This is a genomic window from Acidovorax sp. KKS102 (assembly GCF_000302535.1).
GTDB lineage: Bacteria > Pseudomonadota > Gammaproteobacteria > Burkholderiales > Burkholderiaceae_C > Acidovorax.
The window spans coordinates 1773901-1789842 of sequence record NC_018708.1 but is presented as its reverse complement, the minus strand read 5'-3'; the positions used below and the strand labels follow the sequence as shown (position 1 = coordinate 1789842).

Below are 15942 nucleotides of genomic sequence, written 5' to 3'. Positions count from 1 at the left end.
GCGATGGCGGGTGGTGCAGTGGGCACATGGTGCACAGGGCAGCCCGGTCGGTGCGTCAGCCTGCCAGTTGCTGCCAGGTGGCAATCACGCTGTCGGGGTTGAGCGAGATCGACGAGATGCCTTCCTTGGCCAGCCACTGCGCAAAGTCAGGGTGGTCGCTGGGGCCCTGGCCGCAGATGCCGATGTACTTGCCCTGGGCCAGGCAGGCCTTGATCGCCTGATGGATCAGTGCCTCGACAGCCGGGTCGCGTTCGTCGAAGTCCTGTGCCAGCAGCTCCAGGCCCGAGTCGCGGTCCAGGCCCAGCGTGAGCTGGGTCAGGTCGTTGGAGCCGATGGAGAAGCCGTCGAAGAACTCCAGGAAGCGCTCGGCCAGGATGGCGTTGCTGGGCACCTCGCACATCATGATGACCTTGAGGTCGTCCTTGCCGCGCTGCAGGCCATGCGATGCGAGCAGCTTGGTCACGCGCTCGGCCTGGCCCAGCGTGCGCACAAACGGCACCATCACCTGCACGTTGGTCAGGCCCATATCGTTGCGCACGCGCTTGAGCGCTTCGCATTCCATCGCAAAGGCTTCGCCGAAGTCTTCGCTGATGTAGCGGGCGGCGCCACGGAAGCCCAGCATCGGGTTTTCTTCCTCGGGCTCGTAGCGGCTGCCGCCAATGAGCTTGCGGTATTCGTTGGACTTGAAGTCCGACAGGCGCACGATGACGGGCTTGGGCCAGAAGGCGGCAGCGATGGTGGCCACGCCTTCAGCGACCTTGTCCACATAGAACGCGCGGGGCGATGCATGGCCACGGGCCACGGATTCCACGGCCTTCTTCAGATCGGCGTCGATCTGGGGGTAGTCCAGGATCGCCTTGGGGTGCACGCCAATGTTGTTGTTGATGATGAACTCCAGGCGGGCCAGGCCCACGCCAGAGTTGGGCAGCTGGGCAAAGTCAAACGCCAGCTGGGGGTTGCCCACATTCATCATGATCTTGGTCTTGATGGGGGGCATCTCGCCGCGCTGCACTTCGGTGACTTCGGTTTCGAGCAGGCCGTCGTAGATCTTGCCCGTGTCGCCCTCGGAGCAGCTCACGGTGACCAGCGTGCCGTCTTTCAGGCGCTCGGTCGCGTCACCACAGCCCACCACGGCCGGGATGCCCAGCTCGCGCGCAATGATGGCGGCGTGGCAGGTGCGGCCGCCTCGGTTGGTGACGATGGCGCTGGCGCGCTTCATCACGGGTTCCCAGTTGGGGTCGGTCATGTCGGTCACCAGCACGTCGCCGGGCTGGACCTTGTCCATCTCGGAAATGTTGTGCACCAGGCGCACGGGGCCGGTGCCGATCTTCTGGCCAATCGCGCGGCCCTCGGCCAGCACGGTGCCGTGGCCCTTGAGCTTGTAGCGCAGCTCGGCCTGGCCCTTGGCCTGGCTCTTCACCGTCTCGGGACGGGCCTGCAGGATGTAGAGTTGGCCGTCGGTGCCATCCTTGCCCCACTCGATGTCCATGGGGCGGCCGTAGTGCTGCTCAATCACCAGCGCGTAGCGGGCCAGTTGCTCCACATCGGCATCGGTCAGCGAGTAGCGGTTGCGCTGCTCGGTGGGCACATCAATGGTCTTGACCAGCTTGCCGCTGGCGGCCTTTTCCTCGGGCGTGGAGAACACCATCTGGATCAGCTTGCTGCCCAGGTTGCGGCGGATCAGCGCCTTCTTGCCCGCTTGGAGCATGGGCTTGTGCACGTAGAACTCGTCGGGGTTCACGGCGCCCTGCACCACCGTCTCGCCCAGACCGTAGCTGCTGGTGATGAACACCACGTCTTCAAAGCCGGATTCGGTGTCGATGGTGAACATCACACCGGCAGCGCCGAGGTCGGAGCGCACCATGCGCTGCACACCCGCCGACAGGGCGACTACGTCGTGCTCGAAACCCTTGTGCACGCGGTAGGAGATGGCACGGTCGTTGTACAGCGACGCGAACACTTCCTTCATCTTGTGCATGACTTCGTCGATGCCCACCACGTTCAGGAAGGTTTCCTGCTGGCCGGCAAACGATGCGTCGGGCAAGTCCTCGGCCGTGGCGGACGAGCGCACGGCAAACGAGGCAGCGGGGTTGCCCGCGCTCAGCTTGGCAAATTCGTCGGCAATGGCCTTTTGCAGGTCGGCCGGGAAGGGCTGTGCCTCGACCATGGCACGGATTTCGGCGCCGACCTGCGCGAGGGCGCGCACGTCTTCGGTGTCCAGGCTCTTGAGCTTGGCGCTGATGCGGTCGGCCAGGCCGTCGTAGGCCAGGAATTCACGGAACGCGTGGGCGGTGGTGGCGAACCCGGTGGGCACGCGCACGCCTTGCGGCAGTTGGGAGATCATCTCGCCGAGGCTGGCGTTTTTACCGCCAACGACCTCGACATCGGTCATTCTCAGGTTTTCAAACGGTACGACCAGGGCGGTCGGGCTGAAAAGTGCAGACATGGGAAAGCTCCAGAAGTTGAAACCGGGTCTGCGTGCCGGGCCCTGGATGGCTCCTGGCAGGCGGCCATGCACGGCCTGAGGCTTTGTCGTTGTGGTTGTGGGCCGACGCGGTGCATGGTGAGAATTGGATAATTGTGACAATTGTAGGCCCGAGCTTCTGGCAACGGGCTGACGCTTTCACGCGACTGACGCAAAACGGGTCATTGCCACCTTTTGGTGGTGTCCACCCCGCTAGCGCAAGCCGCATCCAAAAAAAGGGGCTCCATGCACTCGCGCACCGTATTTTTTGTCTCTGACGGCACCGGCATCACCGCCGAAACCTTCGGCAACGCCATCCTGGCCCAGTTCGAGATGAAGCCGCGCCATGTGCGCCTGCCCTTCATCGACACCGTGGACAAGGCCCACCAGGCGGTGCGGCAAATCAACCACACCGGCGAGGTCGAGGGCAAAAAGCCCATCGTCTTCACCACCCTGGTCAACATGGAGGTGCTTAAAGTGATCCAGGACGGCTGCAAAGGCATGCTGCTGGACATGTTTGGCACCTTTGTGCACCCGCTGGAGCAAGAGCTGGGCATCAAGTCGCACCACCGCGTGGGCCGCTTCAGCGACGTGAGCCGCAGCAAGGAATACACCGACCGCATCGAGGCCATCAACTTCAGCCTGGCCCACGACGATGGCCAGAGCAACCGCGACCTGGCCGGTGCCGACGTGATCCTGGTAGGCGTGAGCCGCAGCGGCAAAACCCCCACCAGCCTGTACCTGGCCATGCAGTGCGGCCTGAAAGCGGCCAACTACCCGCTGATCCCCGAAGACTTCGAGCGCCGCCAGCTGCCACCAGCCCTGGTGCCGTTTCGCAGCAAGATCTTCGGCCTGACCATCAGCCCCGACCGCCTGGCCGAGATCCGCGCCGAGCGCCGTCCCAACTCCAAATACGCCAGCATCGAAAACTGCCGCGCCGAGGTGGCCGAGGCCGAAGCCATGATGCGCCGCGCGGGCATCCGGTGGCTGTCCACCACTACCAAATCGATTGAAGAGATTGCGACGACCATCCTGCAGGAGGTGAGGCCGGAGCGGCTGGTTTATTGACCCTAGCCAGCCACTGCCCGCGCCACAAAACTAAAAAGCGATGCCAAGGCACCGCTTTTTGCTATTAAAATAATAGCTTCAGGGGCATGTAATTCAATCGCCTGAAGCCGTTTTGGTCCAAATTTACACAGGGACAGCCACTCGATCGGCTACTGCAGCGCCGCTAGGCGCACCGGTCGCCACCACGGGCATGCGAATCAGGTGGTCAAAGGCGCTCAGCGCTGCCTTCGAGCCATCGCCCGCTGCAATCACGATCTGCTTGAAAGGCACGGTGGTGCAATCGCCCGCCGCAAACACGCCGGGGATGTTGGTGCGACCGTGCGAATCAACAATGATTTCGCCAAAGCGCGACAGCTCCACCGTGCCCTTGAGCCATTCGGTATTGGGCACCAGGCCGATCTGCACGAACACGCCCTCCAGCGCTACTGTGTGCTCCACGTTGGTTGCGCGGTCCTTGTACTTGAGGCCATTGACCTTTCCATCAGCGCCGGTGATTTCGGTGGTCTGCGCGTTGGTGTGAATGGTCACGTTGGGCAGGCTCTTGAGCTTGTTGACCAGCACGGCGTCGGCCTTGAGCTGGTCCGCAAATTCGATGAGCGTGACGTGGGCCACGACGCCAGCGAGGTCAATCGCGGCTTCGACACCGCTGTTGCCGCCGCCGATGACCGACACGCGCTTGCCCTTGAACAGCGGGCCGTCGCAGTGCGGGCAGTAGGCCACGCCCTTGTTTTTGTACTCGGCTTCGCCGGGCACGTTCACGTTGCGCCAGCGGGCGCCGGTGGACAGGATCACCGTCTTGGCCTTGAGCGAGCCGCCGTTGGCCAGCTGCACTTCAATCAAGCCGCCGGGCTGCGCAGCAGGAATAAGCTTGTCGGCGCGCTGCAGGTTCATGATGTCCACGCCATAGGCACGGGTGTGGGCTTCGAGCGCGGCGGCGAACTTGGGGCCGTCGGTTTCGAGCACCGAGATGTAGTTCTCGATGGCCAGCGTGTCATTCACCTGGCCGCCAAAGCGCTCGGCCGCCACACCGGTGCGGATGCCCTTGCGGGCGGCGTACACGGCGGCTGCGGCACCTGCGGGGCCACCACCGACGATGAGCACGTCGTACGGGTCCTTGGCGCTCAGCTTGGCCGCTTCGCGGGCGGCAGAACCGGTGTCGAGCTTGGCGACGATTTCTTCAATGGTCATGCGGCCGGAGCCGAACACCTGGCCATTGAGGAACACCATGGGCACGGCCATGATTACGCGCTCGGTCACTTCCTGCTGGAAGGCGCCGCCTTCGATGACGGTGGTCTTGATCTTCGGGTTGACGACGGCCATGAGCGACAGTGCCTGCACCACGTCCGGGCAGTTGTGGCAGGTCAGGCTCATGTAGACCTCGAAGTTGAAGTCGCCATCCAGGGCCTTGATGGAATCAATTACGTCCTGCTCGACCTTGGGCGGGTGACCACCCGTCCAAAGCAGGGCCAGCACCAGCGAAGTGAACTCATGGCCCAGCGGCAGGCCGGCAAAGCGCAGGCTGTTGGTGGCGCCCACGCGCTGCAGGCTGAAGGATGGCTTGCGCGCATCGTTGCCGTCGGTGCGCAGGGTGATCTTGTCGCTGCGCAGGGACTGGATGGTCGTCAGCAGCTCGCGCATGTCGCGCGCCGTCTCGCTGTCGTCCAGGGAAGCCACCAGCTCAAACGGCTGCTGCACACGCTCCAGGTAGGCGGCGAGTTGGGTCTTGAGTTGTTCGTCGAGCATGGTGGTGTCCTTTGAAATTCGAGTTGTGGTGTCTGGGAGGTTGATGCCAAACGGGCTGCAGTTCAAGCCTGCTGGTCAACGTCCGGGCGTAAAAAAGCCGGACGGCATGGCGCATTGGCGCCATGACGCTGTCCGGCTTTGGGGGAGCCGTGGATTAGATCTTGCCGACCAGGTCCAGCGAAGGCGTCAGGGTCTTGGCGCCTTCCTTCCACTTGGCTGGGCAGACCTGGCCAGGGTTGGCGGCGGTGAACTGGGCAGCCTTCAGCTTGCGCAGGGTTTCCGACACGTCGCGGGCGATTTCGTTGGAGTGGATTTCCAGGGTTTTGATCACGCCATCGGGGTTGATCACGAACGTGCCACGCAGTGCCAGGCCTTCTTCAGGGATGTGCACGCCGAAGGCGTTGGTCAGCTGGTGCGTTGGGTCGCCGACCAGAGGGAACTTGGCCTTGCCGACGGCGTCGGAAGTTTCGTGCCACACCTTGTGCGAGAAGTGGGTGTCGGTCGTCACGATGTAGACCTCGGCACCGGCCTTCTGGAACTCAGCGTAGTTGTCGGCAGCGTCTTCGATTTCGGTGGGGCAGTTGAAGGTGAACGCTGCGGGCATGAAGATCAGCACGGACCACTTGCCCTTGAGGGACTGCTCGGTCACTTCGATGAATTCACCCTTGCCGCCACGGTTGACGAAAGCGGTGGTCTTGAAGGGCTGAACTTGCGTATTGATCAGGGACATTGCTGTTTCCTTAGTGGTTGGTTGACTGAACAGGACTGAAGTTTAGGCATTTCCAAGCCATCAATCCAATTAATTGATTGCATTGAATCAATTGCCAATTACTATACAACGCCCACTGTGGCCTTCCCATGACAACCCTGGTGGGCCACGGGGAACACAGCCTGTGAACGCGAACGCCTCTCAGCATCACACGCAGCCCGCACGCTGCAGCAGGGGCTTGCCTTGCGCTGCTTGATGCGGGTCACGACAATCAGCGCCGAATTCACACATTACAAGGAGTCCCCATGAAAGGTGACGCACAGGTCATTGGCCATCTGCAGGCCCAGCTCAAGAACGAACTCACGGCCATCAACCAGTACTTCCTGCACTACCGCATGCTCAAGCACTGGGGCTTCGATAAGTTGGCCAAGAAGGAGTATTCGGAATCCATCGGCGAGATGAAACATGCCGACTGGCTGATGGACCGCATCTTCACGCTGGACGGCCTGCCCAACCTGCAGGACCTGGCCAAGATCCAAGTGGGCGAAGACGTGCCGGAGATCCTGGCCTGCGACCTGCGCGCCGAGCAGGGCGCCCAAGCCACCATCAAGGAGGGCATTGCCCACTGCGAAAGCGTGCGTGACTATGTATCGCGCGACCTCTTGCAAAAGATCCTGGACGACACTGAAGAGCACATCGACTTCCTCGAAACCCAGATCGACCTGATCGGCAAAGTGGGCCTGCAAAATTACCTGCAGTCGCAGATGGGCGAGATCGAGTGAGCCAATGAGTGACTGATGGGTGCCCCGACATGGGCCACCCTCTGACCTCCCCACGGGCTTCGGCCCGTTTTTTTTCGCCTGTGCAGGCGTGAACTGCGCACACTCTGTTGCAACTGCACATCAAACCTCGCAGTTTCTTCATCAGTTAATGCGAATGATTTGCAACCACATTAAAATGGCAGCCGATCATCCCCTACCGCGTCCTGCGCACTGACTCGCGTTGCAGTGCGCATGAGCAGGCAAGTACCTGCTCCCGCAGGGCGATGACTTCACCTGGAAGCCAGCCAGCCGGTGACCCGCATCACCGGCAACAGCCAGCGTTTGGTTTGTTCACCCATCCAACGACTGGAGCCCTTGCCCATGCTGCGCAGCCTTGCCCGCCTCTGCCCTTCGGAGGCGCTGTCCCCCCCTGATCGCCCAGTCACTGCGCCGATGGTCTCGCAGCCATGAAGACCCCTCGCGTCGATGGACGCTACCGGCTGGCCATCACCTCGCGTGCCGTGGCCGCAATAGGGGGCGGCTATGCGCTGGCCGCCGGTTTCACTGCGGCGCTGTCGCTGCTGCTGGCGCAGTGCATGCCACGGGTGGAAGCCGTGCTCACGGCCACCATGTTGTCGTGGGTGGTGTATGCCATCGCCGCAGGCTGGGCCTTTTATGCACGCACCGCCTGGGGCGCGTGGGGTGGCACGCTGCTGCCCGCAATGGTGCTGGGCGCATGCGCCACGGCACCTCAATGGATGAGGGCCGCCGCATGACCCGCATCACGGCCCCTGCATGCCAGCCAGTCGATCGGGCATCTGCAAGCACCGCTTCTGAACAAGCCCGCAAAGCCAAACCACCCAAGGCGCCCAACGACCGCGAGGGCTTTCGCCAGGCCATGTCGTGGCTGCACACCTGGGCGGGGCTCATCCTGGGCTGGCTGCTGTTTGCGATCTTCCTCACCGGCACGCTGTCGTTCTTCAAGAACGAGTTCAACCTGTGGATGCGCCCCGAGATGCATGGCCTGCAGCCGGTGGATGCCACCGAACCGCAGGTTGCGCAAACGGCGCAGAGGGCCCTGGACGCGCTGGTGCGCAAGGTGCCCAACGTCACGCAGTGGATCATGCACCTGCCCGACGACCGCGACCCCGCCGTCAACATCCTGTGGCGCGACACGGGCAATGGCCGCTTCGAAACGCTGCGCATGCACCCGCAGACCGGCGAGGCCATCGACACCCGCCAGACCATGGGGGGCGACTTCTTCTACCGCTTTCACTTCGAGTTGCGCACCGCGCAAAAGGGCCGCTGGACCTTGCAGGGCCGCTGGGTGGTGGGCGTGGCCACCATGCTGATGTTTGTGGCGCTGATCTCGGGGGTGATCACGCACCGCCGCATCTTCAAGGACTTCTTTACCTTCCGCCCCACCAAGGGCGGGCAGCGTGCCTGGCTGGACGCGCACAACGTCACCGGCGTGCTGGTGCTGCCGTTCTACCTGATGATCACCTTCAGCGGGCTGATGATCTTCCACACGCTGTACATGCCTGCGGGCATTGCAACGGCCTACCAGGGGGAGAAAGGCGTGGACTCCAACGCGTACTTTGCCGACCTGCAGGGCGAGAAGGCCGAAAGCCGCCCCCGGCGCGGCCCCGGCGACAAGGTGGAGCCCCTGCCCGCCATCGCCCTGCCGCCCATCCTGGCCGAGGCCCGCACCCGCTGGGACGGCGGGCGCATTGGCAGCGTGCAGGCACGCCGCGATGCCAAGGGCCGCGCCGTGGTCGAAGTCACCCGCCACGAGGGCGACCGCCTGCAATACCGCCCGCCGCGCCTGCTGTTTGATGCCCCCACCGGCCAGTGGCTGGACCAGGCCGATGCCACCGGCCCTGCCGTCAAGACCTACGGCGTGCTGTACGGCCTGCACATGGCGCGGTTTGCCGATGTGGGCCTGCGCTGGGCGCTGTTTGGTTTTGGTGTGCTGGGCAGCCTGATGATTGCCACCGGCATGGTGCTGTGGTCGGTCAAGCGCAGCGCCAAGTCGCAGACACAAGCCAACCGCAAAGGGGCAGCAGCCAACACAGACGCCGTCACAAAGGCGCCTTTTGGCGAGCGCTTGGTGGCGGCCATCAACATCGCCACGCTGGCGGGGCTGCCGCTGGCCTGCGGCGTGTACATCGCCTCCAACCGCCTGGTCCCGCTGAACTTGGAGGGCCGGGCCGATGTGGAGTTGGCCTGGTTCTTCAGCGCCTGGGGCCTGACCTTGCTGTGGGCGCTGGCCTGCGCCGTGGTGCGGCCCAGCCGCATGGGCTGGTCGGTGCCGCTGGGCGCTGCGGGGCTGGCGTGGGCGCTGCTGCCGGTCATCAATGCGCTGACCACCCACACCCACCTCGGCATCACGCTGCCTGCAGGCGAGTGGGTGTGGGCCAGCATGGACCTGGCCTTCCTGGCCACCGGGCTGCTGCTGGGCTGGCTGTCGTGGCGCCTGCGCCCGGGCCGTTTGCCCCGGGGCACCACCACAGCGGCCAAGGCGCCCCGCGCGGCCCCAGCGGCAGCTTTGCCCGCTGCGCCCGATGTGTCTGTTTCAACGTCGGGGGCCTGAGCACCATGTCCGCTTTTCTGCTGTGTTTTGCGGCCTGGTCGGCCATTGCGCTGGGCATGGACCGCCACCACGAAGACGCCACAGACCGCGAAGGTGCGGCCCGCCGCCTGCAACAGCTGCGCCGCGCCGGATGGCTGCTGCTGTTGCTGTCGCTGTGGCTGGCCGCACACCCCGCCGATGGTGTGCCTGCCTCGCTGGGCGTGACCACATGGACGGTGGCCCTGTCGGTGGCCGCTGTGGCCGTGACGGCCGCCGTGACCTGGCAGCCCCGGCGCACACCGCTGCTGGCAGGGATGGCCCTGGTGGCCGGCCTCGGCGCCTGGGCCTGGGGGTGGTAAAGGCGAGGGATGCAGCGGCCCTGCGGGCTCGTCGCTCCTTCTGATCCACCGCCCTCCTCAGCTTCCTTTTCTCCCGCTCTCCGCACCCCTCCCAGCCACGGCCCCAAAGGCCCACGCCAGGCCCGGTGCCTGCGGAGCCGTTTTCCACCGCGTTGCGCACACACCAAGGACAACCTATGCACGCACCTTTGCACCGCTCCTTCCGCCGTTCTCTCGGCCGCTCCTATGCCCTGCACCCGCTGGCTGCAGCCGTTCTTGCCGCCTTCTGCGGCACCGCGCTGGCACAAACCCCAGCGCCTGCCGCCCCCACCCAGACGCTGGGCGAGGTCACCGTGCAGTCCACCAGCGACGATGACGGCTATTCGCCCGCCGCCAGCACCTCGGCCACCAAAGGCAGCGCGCCGCTGCGCGACGTACCCCAGGCCGTGAACGTGGTGCCCGAGCAGCTGCTGCGCGACCAGGGCGCGCGCTCGATGGAAGACGCGCTGCGCAACGTGCCCGGCGTGGCCATGAGCCACGGCGACGGGCAGCGCGACCAGGTGGTGATCCGGGGCTTTACCGCGATTGCCGACCAGTTTGTGGACGGCGTGCGCGACGACGCGCTGTACTTCCGCGATCTGGCCGACATAGAACGCATCGAAGTGCTCAAGGGCCCGGCCGCCGTGTTGTACGGGCGCGGATCGTCGGGCGGGCTCATCAACCGCGTGACCAAGAAGCCCAAGTTTGGCGAGACCTCGGGCGAGGCGTCGCTCGGTCTGGGTAGCTTTGATTACCGCCGCGCCACGGCCGACGTGAACGTGGGCATCAGCGACACCGCAGCCTTACGCATCAATGCCGCCGTGGAAGACTCGGGCAGCTACCGCGACCAGCAGTTCGTCAAGCGCCACAACTTCGCGCCCTCGCTCGCGCTCAAGCTCGCCGCGCAGACCGACCTGCTGCTGCAGTACACCAACGCACGCGACAAGCGTCTCACGGACTTCGGTATCCCCGCGCTGAATGGTCGCCCAGTCAACGTGCCCGCCAGCACCTACTACGGCTCCAGCAACGCGGCGCAGGACGACACCACCACCAGCACCATGCAGTCGTTCGCGGCCACACTCAACCACCGTTTCAACGACGACTGGTCGGTGCGCAACGTCACGCGCCTGTACGACTACACGCTGGACCGCTACAACACCCTGCCCGGCGGCACCACCAACCCCGTGGACATGACCGTGGGCCGCACGCGCTCGTTCATCCTGCGCGACGAAAAAGGCTTTTTCAACCAGACCGACCTGACCTGGCGCAACCAGCTGGGCGGCTTGAAGCAAGAGTGGCTGATGGGCGTGGAACTGGGCCAGCAGAAGAAGCGCGCCGAGTCCGTATCGGGCGGCGCGGACCGCGTGCCCCTCCTCAACCCCGGCAACCGCCCCGCCCCGGCCATCCCGGCAGCCAGCTACAACGCCGACAGCGCCATCCCCAGCCACACCACGCAGGACACGGCCGCGCTGTACTGGCAAAACCAGATCACGCTCGCCCCCCAATGGAAGGCGCTGGTGGGCGCTCGCTACGACGTGTTCGGGCAAGAGACCACGTTCGACCGCAAGCTCGCCACGCTCTCGCGCACCGACAAAAAGTTCAGCCCCCGCGCAGGCCTGGTGTGGCAGCCCAGCGATACCGTGTCGTACTACGTGTCGTACAGCAAGTCGTTCCAGCCCTCGGCCGAGACCTTTGCGCTCGCCGCCAACACCACCGGCGCCGAGCCCGAGATCACCGAGAACAAGGAAATCGGCGTGAAGCTCGACCTGCTCGATGGCCGCATGAACGTGACCGGCGCGCTCTTCAACCTGGAGCGCACCAACATCAAGAACACCGACCCGACCAACCCCTCGCGCCAGATCAACGTGGGCACCCAGCGCACCAACGGGCTGGAACTGACCGCCAACGGCCGCCTGCCCGGCCGCTGGGACATGAGCGCAAGCTACGCCTGGCTGGACGGCCGCATGACGAAATCACTGGCCACCACCACCTCCACCCAGTTGCCCACCGCTGCCATCGCGGCCCAGGGCAAGGTGCCCGCGCTCACGCCTCGCAACTCCGCCTTCCTCTGGGCCATGAAGGACCTGGGCCACGGCCTGCGCGTGGGCGGCGGCGTGAACTACGTGGGCGCGCGCTTCACCTCGCTGACCAACCTGGTCACCCTGCCCGGCTACACCACGGTGGACGCCGCCCTGCAGTACACGCTGGGCCAGTGGGATGTGGACGTGAACATCAAGAACCTGGCCAACCGCAAGTACTACGTGTCGGCCCACGGGAGCAACGACAACCTGATCCTGCCCGGCTCGCCGCGTGCGGTGCAGGTGACGTTGCGGACGCGGTTCTGAGGCCCAAGTGAACGGCGGAAGTGAGCCAAGGGCCCCAGTTTCAAAGGAATGTGGCCTCTTCCGCCGGATGCCCAAAACCGGCGCTCCATCGGCCGCAACCGCGTGCTGGAACAGGGCGTGGCTGTCATCAACCCCCACTGCGGGCTCTTGCGGCGAACCCGCTGGGCATCACGGAGGTGTCACGCCCATCTTGTGCACCTTGAAGCTTTCATCCAGGTAGACCGATGACCCCGTCATGCCATAGCCTTCGCAGACGAACCCATTCAAAGGAAGCACACCCGGACCACCAACGATCCGGCCTCGGGCCTCCTTGTACTTCTTGCCAGCACGCCGCGAATCAATGGTGGCGTTGGTCAGGTAGTTGAGGCTCACGCGGTGGGAGGCATTGCTGGAATAGTCTTCATCGTCCTGCTGCTCGCCGATGTGTTCCAGGTCTTTGATCTTGGCGTTGTAGCGGAACTGCAGCGTGAAGCCCGAGAACCGGGCGGCGTCTGCGTAGTAGACCGCCTGAACGAACAATGAATTGCTCTTGATTTCCAGGTTGTAGAACTTGCAGGGGTGGCAGAACTCGCCGGACGTTGAGAGCACCTGATAGCTGCCATCCGCCCTCCCGGTCAGGACAAGCAACCGCTCCTCTCGCTGGCCTTCTCCCTTGTGCTTTGTCAGCAACAGGGCCAGGTCAGGAATGCCATCGCCGTTCAAGTCGCCTTCTGCAGTGGTCCAGACAAAATCGGGATGCCGAAACTCGGGGGGTATTGCAAGCCGTGCCTTTTGCTCCGCAGAGGTGCTTTCGTCTGCGGCGCGCACGTTGCCCGTACACAAAATCGCCACCACAGCGAGCCATGGCAAGGCCGTCCGGTACAAAGCCCCCATGCCTCTCGCAGATGCGTGCGCAACGGCCTGAACGGCGCCGAATATCGTGGACACGGAACTCTCCTGCAAGCGGCTTGCAGCCGGGGGATAAAGCCCATGCAAGGGTCGCAAACGCGGGTGTGAATGTCTGCAAAACCAGCACGCTGGGGCGACGGCACTATAGCCTGCAGGCGCCCACCCCGCCCCGTGCCCACAGCCCCCTGCGCGCAAAGCCTCCCCTTCTTCACAGTGTCCGATCGACCGCAGGCCGCAGCGATTTCGCAACATCCTTATCCCCACACACACCATCACGAATACAAACAATTCCCATTTGCAATGTAAAATTGGATTTCCGCCAGCCATAGCCCTTGCCGCGAGCCTTTTCACGGGCCTCCCGGCTGCAGCCAGCACCCACCGTCTTCCGATGTTTCCGGGTTGTCTGGCTTGATGAATCACTTGTTCGCCCTTTCTGTAGCGACAGCGCGCCCCGTGCCGTGGGTGACGTTGGCGGTGGTGCGACTGCCCGACGGCCCTTACCACCCCACGCCCACGCCCACGCCCACGCCATGCTGAGCCCCACCGCCCTGCGCCGCTGGAGCTGGACCCACAAGTGGTCCAGCCTGGTGTGCACCGTCTTCATGCTGCTGCTGTGCATCACCGGCCTGCCGCTGATCTTTCACCACGAAATTGGCCACCTGCTAGGCACCGAGGTCGAGGCGCCCGCCATGCCCGCCAACACGCCGCGCGCCAGCCTGGACCAGGTGCTGGCCACGGCAAAAGCGCTGCACCCGGACCGGGTGGTGCAGTTCGCATCACACGCCGAGGACGATGACAACGTGTGGTTCGTCACGCTCACGCCCACCCCGGCGCCCACCGATGACTTCCGATCCGTGGCGGTGGACGCGCGCACGGCGCAGGTGCTGGCGCAGCCCCGGTTTGACGAAGGCTTCATGTACGTGATGTTCAAGCTGCATGTGGACCTGTTCGCGGGGCTGCCGGGCAAGCTGTTTCTGGGCTTCATGGGCTTGTTGCTGCTGGTGGCCATCGTCACGGGCGTGGTGCTGTATGCGCCGTTCATGCGCAAGCTGGCGTTTGGCGAGGTGCGGCGCGATCGGTCCACGCGGGTGAAGTGGCTCGACCTGCACAACCTGCTGGGCATCGTCACGCTGGTGTGGGCGTTTGTCGTGGGCGGCACGGGCATGATCAATACGTGGGCCGACCTACTTATCAAGTACTGGCAGCACGACCAGCTCTCGGTGCTGCTCAAGCCCTATGAGGGACAGCCCATCGTGCCCGCCGCCGAGCGCGGGCCGCTGCAGCAGGCGCTGGAGGCGGCGCAGGCCCAGGCGCCGGGCACCAAGCTGTCGTTCATTGCGTTCCCGGGCACGGCGTTCTCCAGCCCGCACCACAACACGTTTTTCCTGCGCGGCAACGAGCCGCTGACCTCCAAGCTGCTCCAGCCGGTGCTGGTGGATGCACGCACGGCGCAGGTCACCGCATCGCCCCAGCTGCCTTGGTACCTGACGGCGCTGCTGGTGTCGCAGCCGCTGCACTTTGGCGACTACGGCGGCATGCCGATGAAGATCCTGTGGGCGCTGCTCGACATTGCCACCATCGTGGTGCTGGGCAGCGGGCTGTATCTATGGCTGCGCAAGGGCGTGCAGGCGGCAAGCCCCGCAACACCCACCGCAGGCAGCGCCACGGGCGGTTTTGCAGGCAGCGCTTTGCCCACATCGGGTGCTGCGCGCTCCACCGAGGGGGCCACATGAAAAAGCACCGCCCTTTCTGGGCCCTGTGGGGCGGGCCCATCGTGATGGGTGTGCTCACCACCACCGGCTTGATCACGGCGCTGGTGTCCGACACCTGGGGCGACTGGTGGTCGTGGGTGGGGCTGGGCATCCCCGTCGCGGTGATGTGCTGGTACGGCCGGCCGCGCGCACCAGGGCCGACGCCCCAAGCGCAGAGCCAGCGCTCAGGCGTGGAGTGGTGAGCAGTTTCTGGCGGCCGGCATGACGACGGCATGACGACGGCGTGACGACCTCATGACGGCCGCTGAAGCGGCTCTCATGCCCCCCGTCTGCGCTGTCGCCCGGTGTGAGCCGAGCGCTGCAACGTTCAGATCAAAAAGCCACCCAGCGCTCATCCATCAAGCGCAGGCAGCTATCAAAAAGTGAGCTTCACTGCACCCACCCTTGCGGTGGTGCAGCGGGCTGCGCGCTGCGTTTGGAGCAGCGCTCCGGAATCCCAAACCAAAGAGAGGAAATACCCATGTCCATGTCTTGCTTTCCCACCTCCCCACGCCCTTGGCTGGCTGCCATGCTGGCCATTGCCGGCGTATGTGACCTGGCCCCTGCCCACGCCCACCAGGTGTGGCTGGAGAACGCCGGGGGCCAGGCGCGCCTGCACTTTGGCGAGTTCAACGACAACCTGCGCGAGACATCGCCTGGCCGGCTCGACCAGTTCAAGGGCGTGCCCCTGCTGGAACAACAACGCACCGGCGCCCCGGCGCAGCGCGTGGACGGCCAACTGGGCAAGGATGCCTTCGTCTACGCCACCACCGGCAGCCCAGACACGCTGTTTGCAACGCCTACCTACCCCGTGATCGACCGCAGCAAGCGCAACCTGCCCGCGATGTACTGGCAGCCCGCCGCCCGCTGGGTGGCCAGCCTGGCCAAGCCCGTGGCCCCCACCGCAGCGCTGGACCTGGTGCCCACCGGCAAGCCGGGTGAGCTGAAGGTGGTCTACCAGGGCGCCCCCTTGCCCAAGGCCAAGGTGCAGCTGGCTGCACCCTCGGGCTGGACGCGCGAGGCCGAGGCGGGTGAAGACGGCACGGTGACCTTCGTCACCCCCTGGAAGGGCCAGTACGTGGCCGAGGTGAAGCACAGCGACAAGACGCCGGGCGAGGCGCACGGCGCGCCGTACGGCGAGGCCAGCTACGTGACGACGCTGAGCTTTGTGCTGGCCGAGGGCATGCCCTCGCCGTCGTTGCCGCCAGCGGCCACGCCCGCACCCGCTGGTCGCTGATCAGCGCCCATTTCAAGCAATTCAAGC

Annotated in this window: 13 protein-coding genes; 9 read left to right on the top strand and 4 right to left on the bottom strand. The window is 64.8% G+C overall.

Annotation, left to right across the window (positions count from 1 at the left end; genetic code table 11):
• Positions 1 to 55: 55 nt before the first annotated feature.
• Entirely contained in the window at positions 56 to 2446 is a 2391-nt protein-coding gene (gene ppsA / locus C380_RS08125) for a phosphoenolpyruvate synthase (RefSeq protein WP_015013376.1), read from the bottom strand.
• A gap of 264 nt (positions 2447 to 2710) precedes the next feature.
• Here ppsA and C380_RS08120 point away from each other — a divergent pair, with 264 nt between their 5' ends.
• Entirely contained in the window at positions 2711 to 3532 is an 822-nt protein-coding gene (locus C380_RS08120) for a pyruvate, water dikinase regulatory protein (protein WP_015013375.1), read from the top strand.
• A 123-nt stretch (positions 3533 to 3655) separates the two neighbouring features.
• On the opposite strand, the gene ahpF is transcribed toward C380_RS08120, so the two are convergent.
• Entirely contained in the window at positions 3656 to 5275 is a 1620-nt protein-coding gene (gene ahpF / locus C380_RS08115) for an alkyl hydroperoxide reductase subunit F (RefSeq protein WP_015013374.1), read from the bottom strand.
• Between the two features lie 154 nt (positions 5276 to 5429).
• The gene (gene ahpC, locus C380_RS08110) at positions 5430 to 6005 is read right to left on the bottom strand and encodes an alkyl hydroperoxide reductase subunit C (protein ID WP_015013373.1); all 576 of its coding nucleotides are present in this window, start codon (positions 6003 to 6005) and stop codon (positions 5430 to 5432) included.
• A 284-nt stretch (positions 6006 to 6289) separates the two neighbouring features.
• On the opposite strand from ahpC, the gene bfr reads away from it, so the two are divergent.
• The 5 genes from bfr (at position 6290) to C380_RS08085 (ending at position 12039) form a co-directional block, all read left to right on the top strand.
• Positions 6290 to 6766 carry a bacterioferritin gene (gene bfr / locus C380_RS08105; RefSeq protein WP_015013372.1) on the top strand — a complete coding sequence of 159 codons (477 nt, stop codon included), beginning with the start codon at positions 6290 to 6292 and terminating at the stop codon, positions 6764 to 6766.
• 446 nt (positions 6767 to 7212) lie between these two features.
• Positions 7213 to 7521 (top strand): hypothetical protein, encoded by a 309-nt coding sequence (locus tag C380_RS08100; RefSeq protein ID WP_015013371.1) that lies wholly within the window; start codon positions 7213 to 7215, stop codon positions 7519 to 7521.
• Positions 7518 to 9338: a PepSY domain-containing protein gene (locus tag C380_RS08095; protein WP_015013370.1), complete on the top strand. Its 1821-nt coding sequence runs from the start codon at positions 7518 to 7520 to the stop codon at positions 9336 to 9338. The genes C380_RS08100 and C380_RS08095 overlap by 4 nt, the downstream gene beginning before the upstream one ends.
• A gap of 5 nt (positions 9339 to 9343) precedes the next feature.
• Complete coding sequence (locus tag C380_RS08090) at positions 9344 to 9676, top strand: DUF3325 domain-containing protein (protein ID WP_015013369.1); 333 nt, start codon at positions 9344 to 9346, stop codon at positions 9674 to 9676.
• 176 nt (positions 9677 to 9852) lie between these two features.
• The gene (locus C380_RS08085; RefSeq protein WP_015013368.1) at positions 9853 to 12039 is read left to right on the top strand and encodes a TonB-dependent siderophore receptor; all 2187 of its coding nucleotides are present in this window, start codon (positions 9853 to 9855) and stop codon (positions 12037 to 12039) included.
• 168 nt (positions 12040 to 12207) lie between these two features.
• On the opposite strand, the gene C380_RS08080 is transcribed toward C380_RS08085, so the two are convergent.
• The gene (locus C380_RS08080) at positions 12208 to 12966 is read right to left on the bottom strand and encodes an FG-GAP repeat protein (RefSeq protein ID WP_148279930.1); all 759 of its coding nucleotides are present in this window, start codon (positions 12964 to 12966) and stop codon (positions 12208 to 12210) included.
• A gap of 491 nt (positions 12967 to 13457) precedes the next feature.
• Here C380_RS08080 and C380_RS08075 point away from each other — a divergent pair, with 491 nt between their 5' ends.
• From C380_RS08075 to C380_RS08065, 3 genes are all read left to right on the top strand, one after another.
• Positions 13458 to 14660, top strand: a complete 1203-nt coding sequence (locus tag C380_RS08075) for a PepSY domain-containing protein (protein ID WP_015013366.1) — start codon at positions 13458 to 13460, stop codon at positions 14658 to 14660.
• On the top strand, positions 14657 to 14881 hold the full coding sequence (locus tag C380_RS08070; protein WP_015013365.1) for a hypothetical protein: 225 nt from the start codon (positions 14657 to 14659) through the stop codon (positions 14879 to 14881). The genes C380_RS08075 and C380_RS08070 overlap by 4 nt, the downstream gene beginning before the upstream one ends.
• Before the next feature lie 278 nt (positions 14882 to 15159).
• Positions 15160 to 15915: a TonB-dependent receptor gene (locus tag C380_RS08065; protein WP_015013364.1), complete on the top strand. Its 756-nt coding sequence runs from the start codon at positions 15160 to 15162 to the stop codon at positions 15913 to 15915.
• Positions 15916 to 15942: the final 27 nt, after the last annotated feature.

Bases quoted from the DNA above. Each gene is read 5' to 3' on its own strand.
- C380_RS08065 (WP_015013364.1), top strand. From the start codon at position 15,160: ATGTCCATGTCTTGCTTTCCCACCTCCCCACGCCCTTGGCTGGCTGCC.
- C380_RS08070 (WP_015013365.1), top strand. From the start codon at position 14,657: ATGAAAAAGCACCGCCCTTTCTGGGCCCTGTGGGGCGGGCCCATCGTG.
- C380_RS08095 (WP_015013370.1), top strand. From the start codon at position 7,518: ATGACCCGCATCACGGCCCCTGCATGCCAGCCAGTCGATCGGGCATCT.
- ahpC (WP_015013373.1), bottom strand. From the start codon at position 6,005: ATGTCCCTGATCAATACGCAAGTTCAGCCCTTCAAGACCACCGCTTTC.
- ahpF (WP_015013374.1), bottom strand. From the start codon at position 5,275: ATGCTCGACGAACAACTCAAGACCCAACTCGCCGCCTACCTGGAGCGT.
- C380_RS08085 (WP_015013368.1), top strand. From the start codon at position 9,853: ATGCACGCACCTTTGCACCGCTCCTTCCGCCGTTCTCTCGGCCGCTCC.
- C380_RS08100 (WP_015013371.1), top strand. From the start codon at position 7,213: ATGAAGACCCCTCGCGTCGATGGACGCTACCGGCTGGCCATCACCTCG.
- C380_RS08120 (WP_015013375.1), top strand. From the start codon at position 2,711: ATGCACTCGCGCACCGTATTTTTTGTCTCTGACGGCACCGGCATCACC.
- bfr (WP_015013372.1), top strand. From the start codon at position 6,290: ATGAAAGGTGACGCACAGGTCATTGGCCATCTGCAGGCCCAGCTCAAG.
- C380_RS08090 (WP_015013369.1), top strand. From the start codon at position 9,344: ATGTCCGCTTTTCTGCTGTGTTTTGCGGCCTGGTCGGCCATTGCGCTG.
- ppsA (WP_015013376.1), bottom strand. From the start codon at position 2,446: ATGTCTGCACTTTTCAGCCCGACCGCCCTGGTCGTACCGTTTGAAAAC.
- C380_RS08075 (WP_015013366.1), top strand. From the start codon at position 13,458: ATGCTGAGCCCCACCGCCCTGCGCCGCTGGAGCTGGACCCACAAGTGG.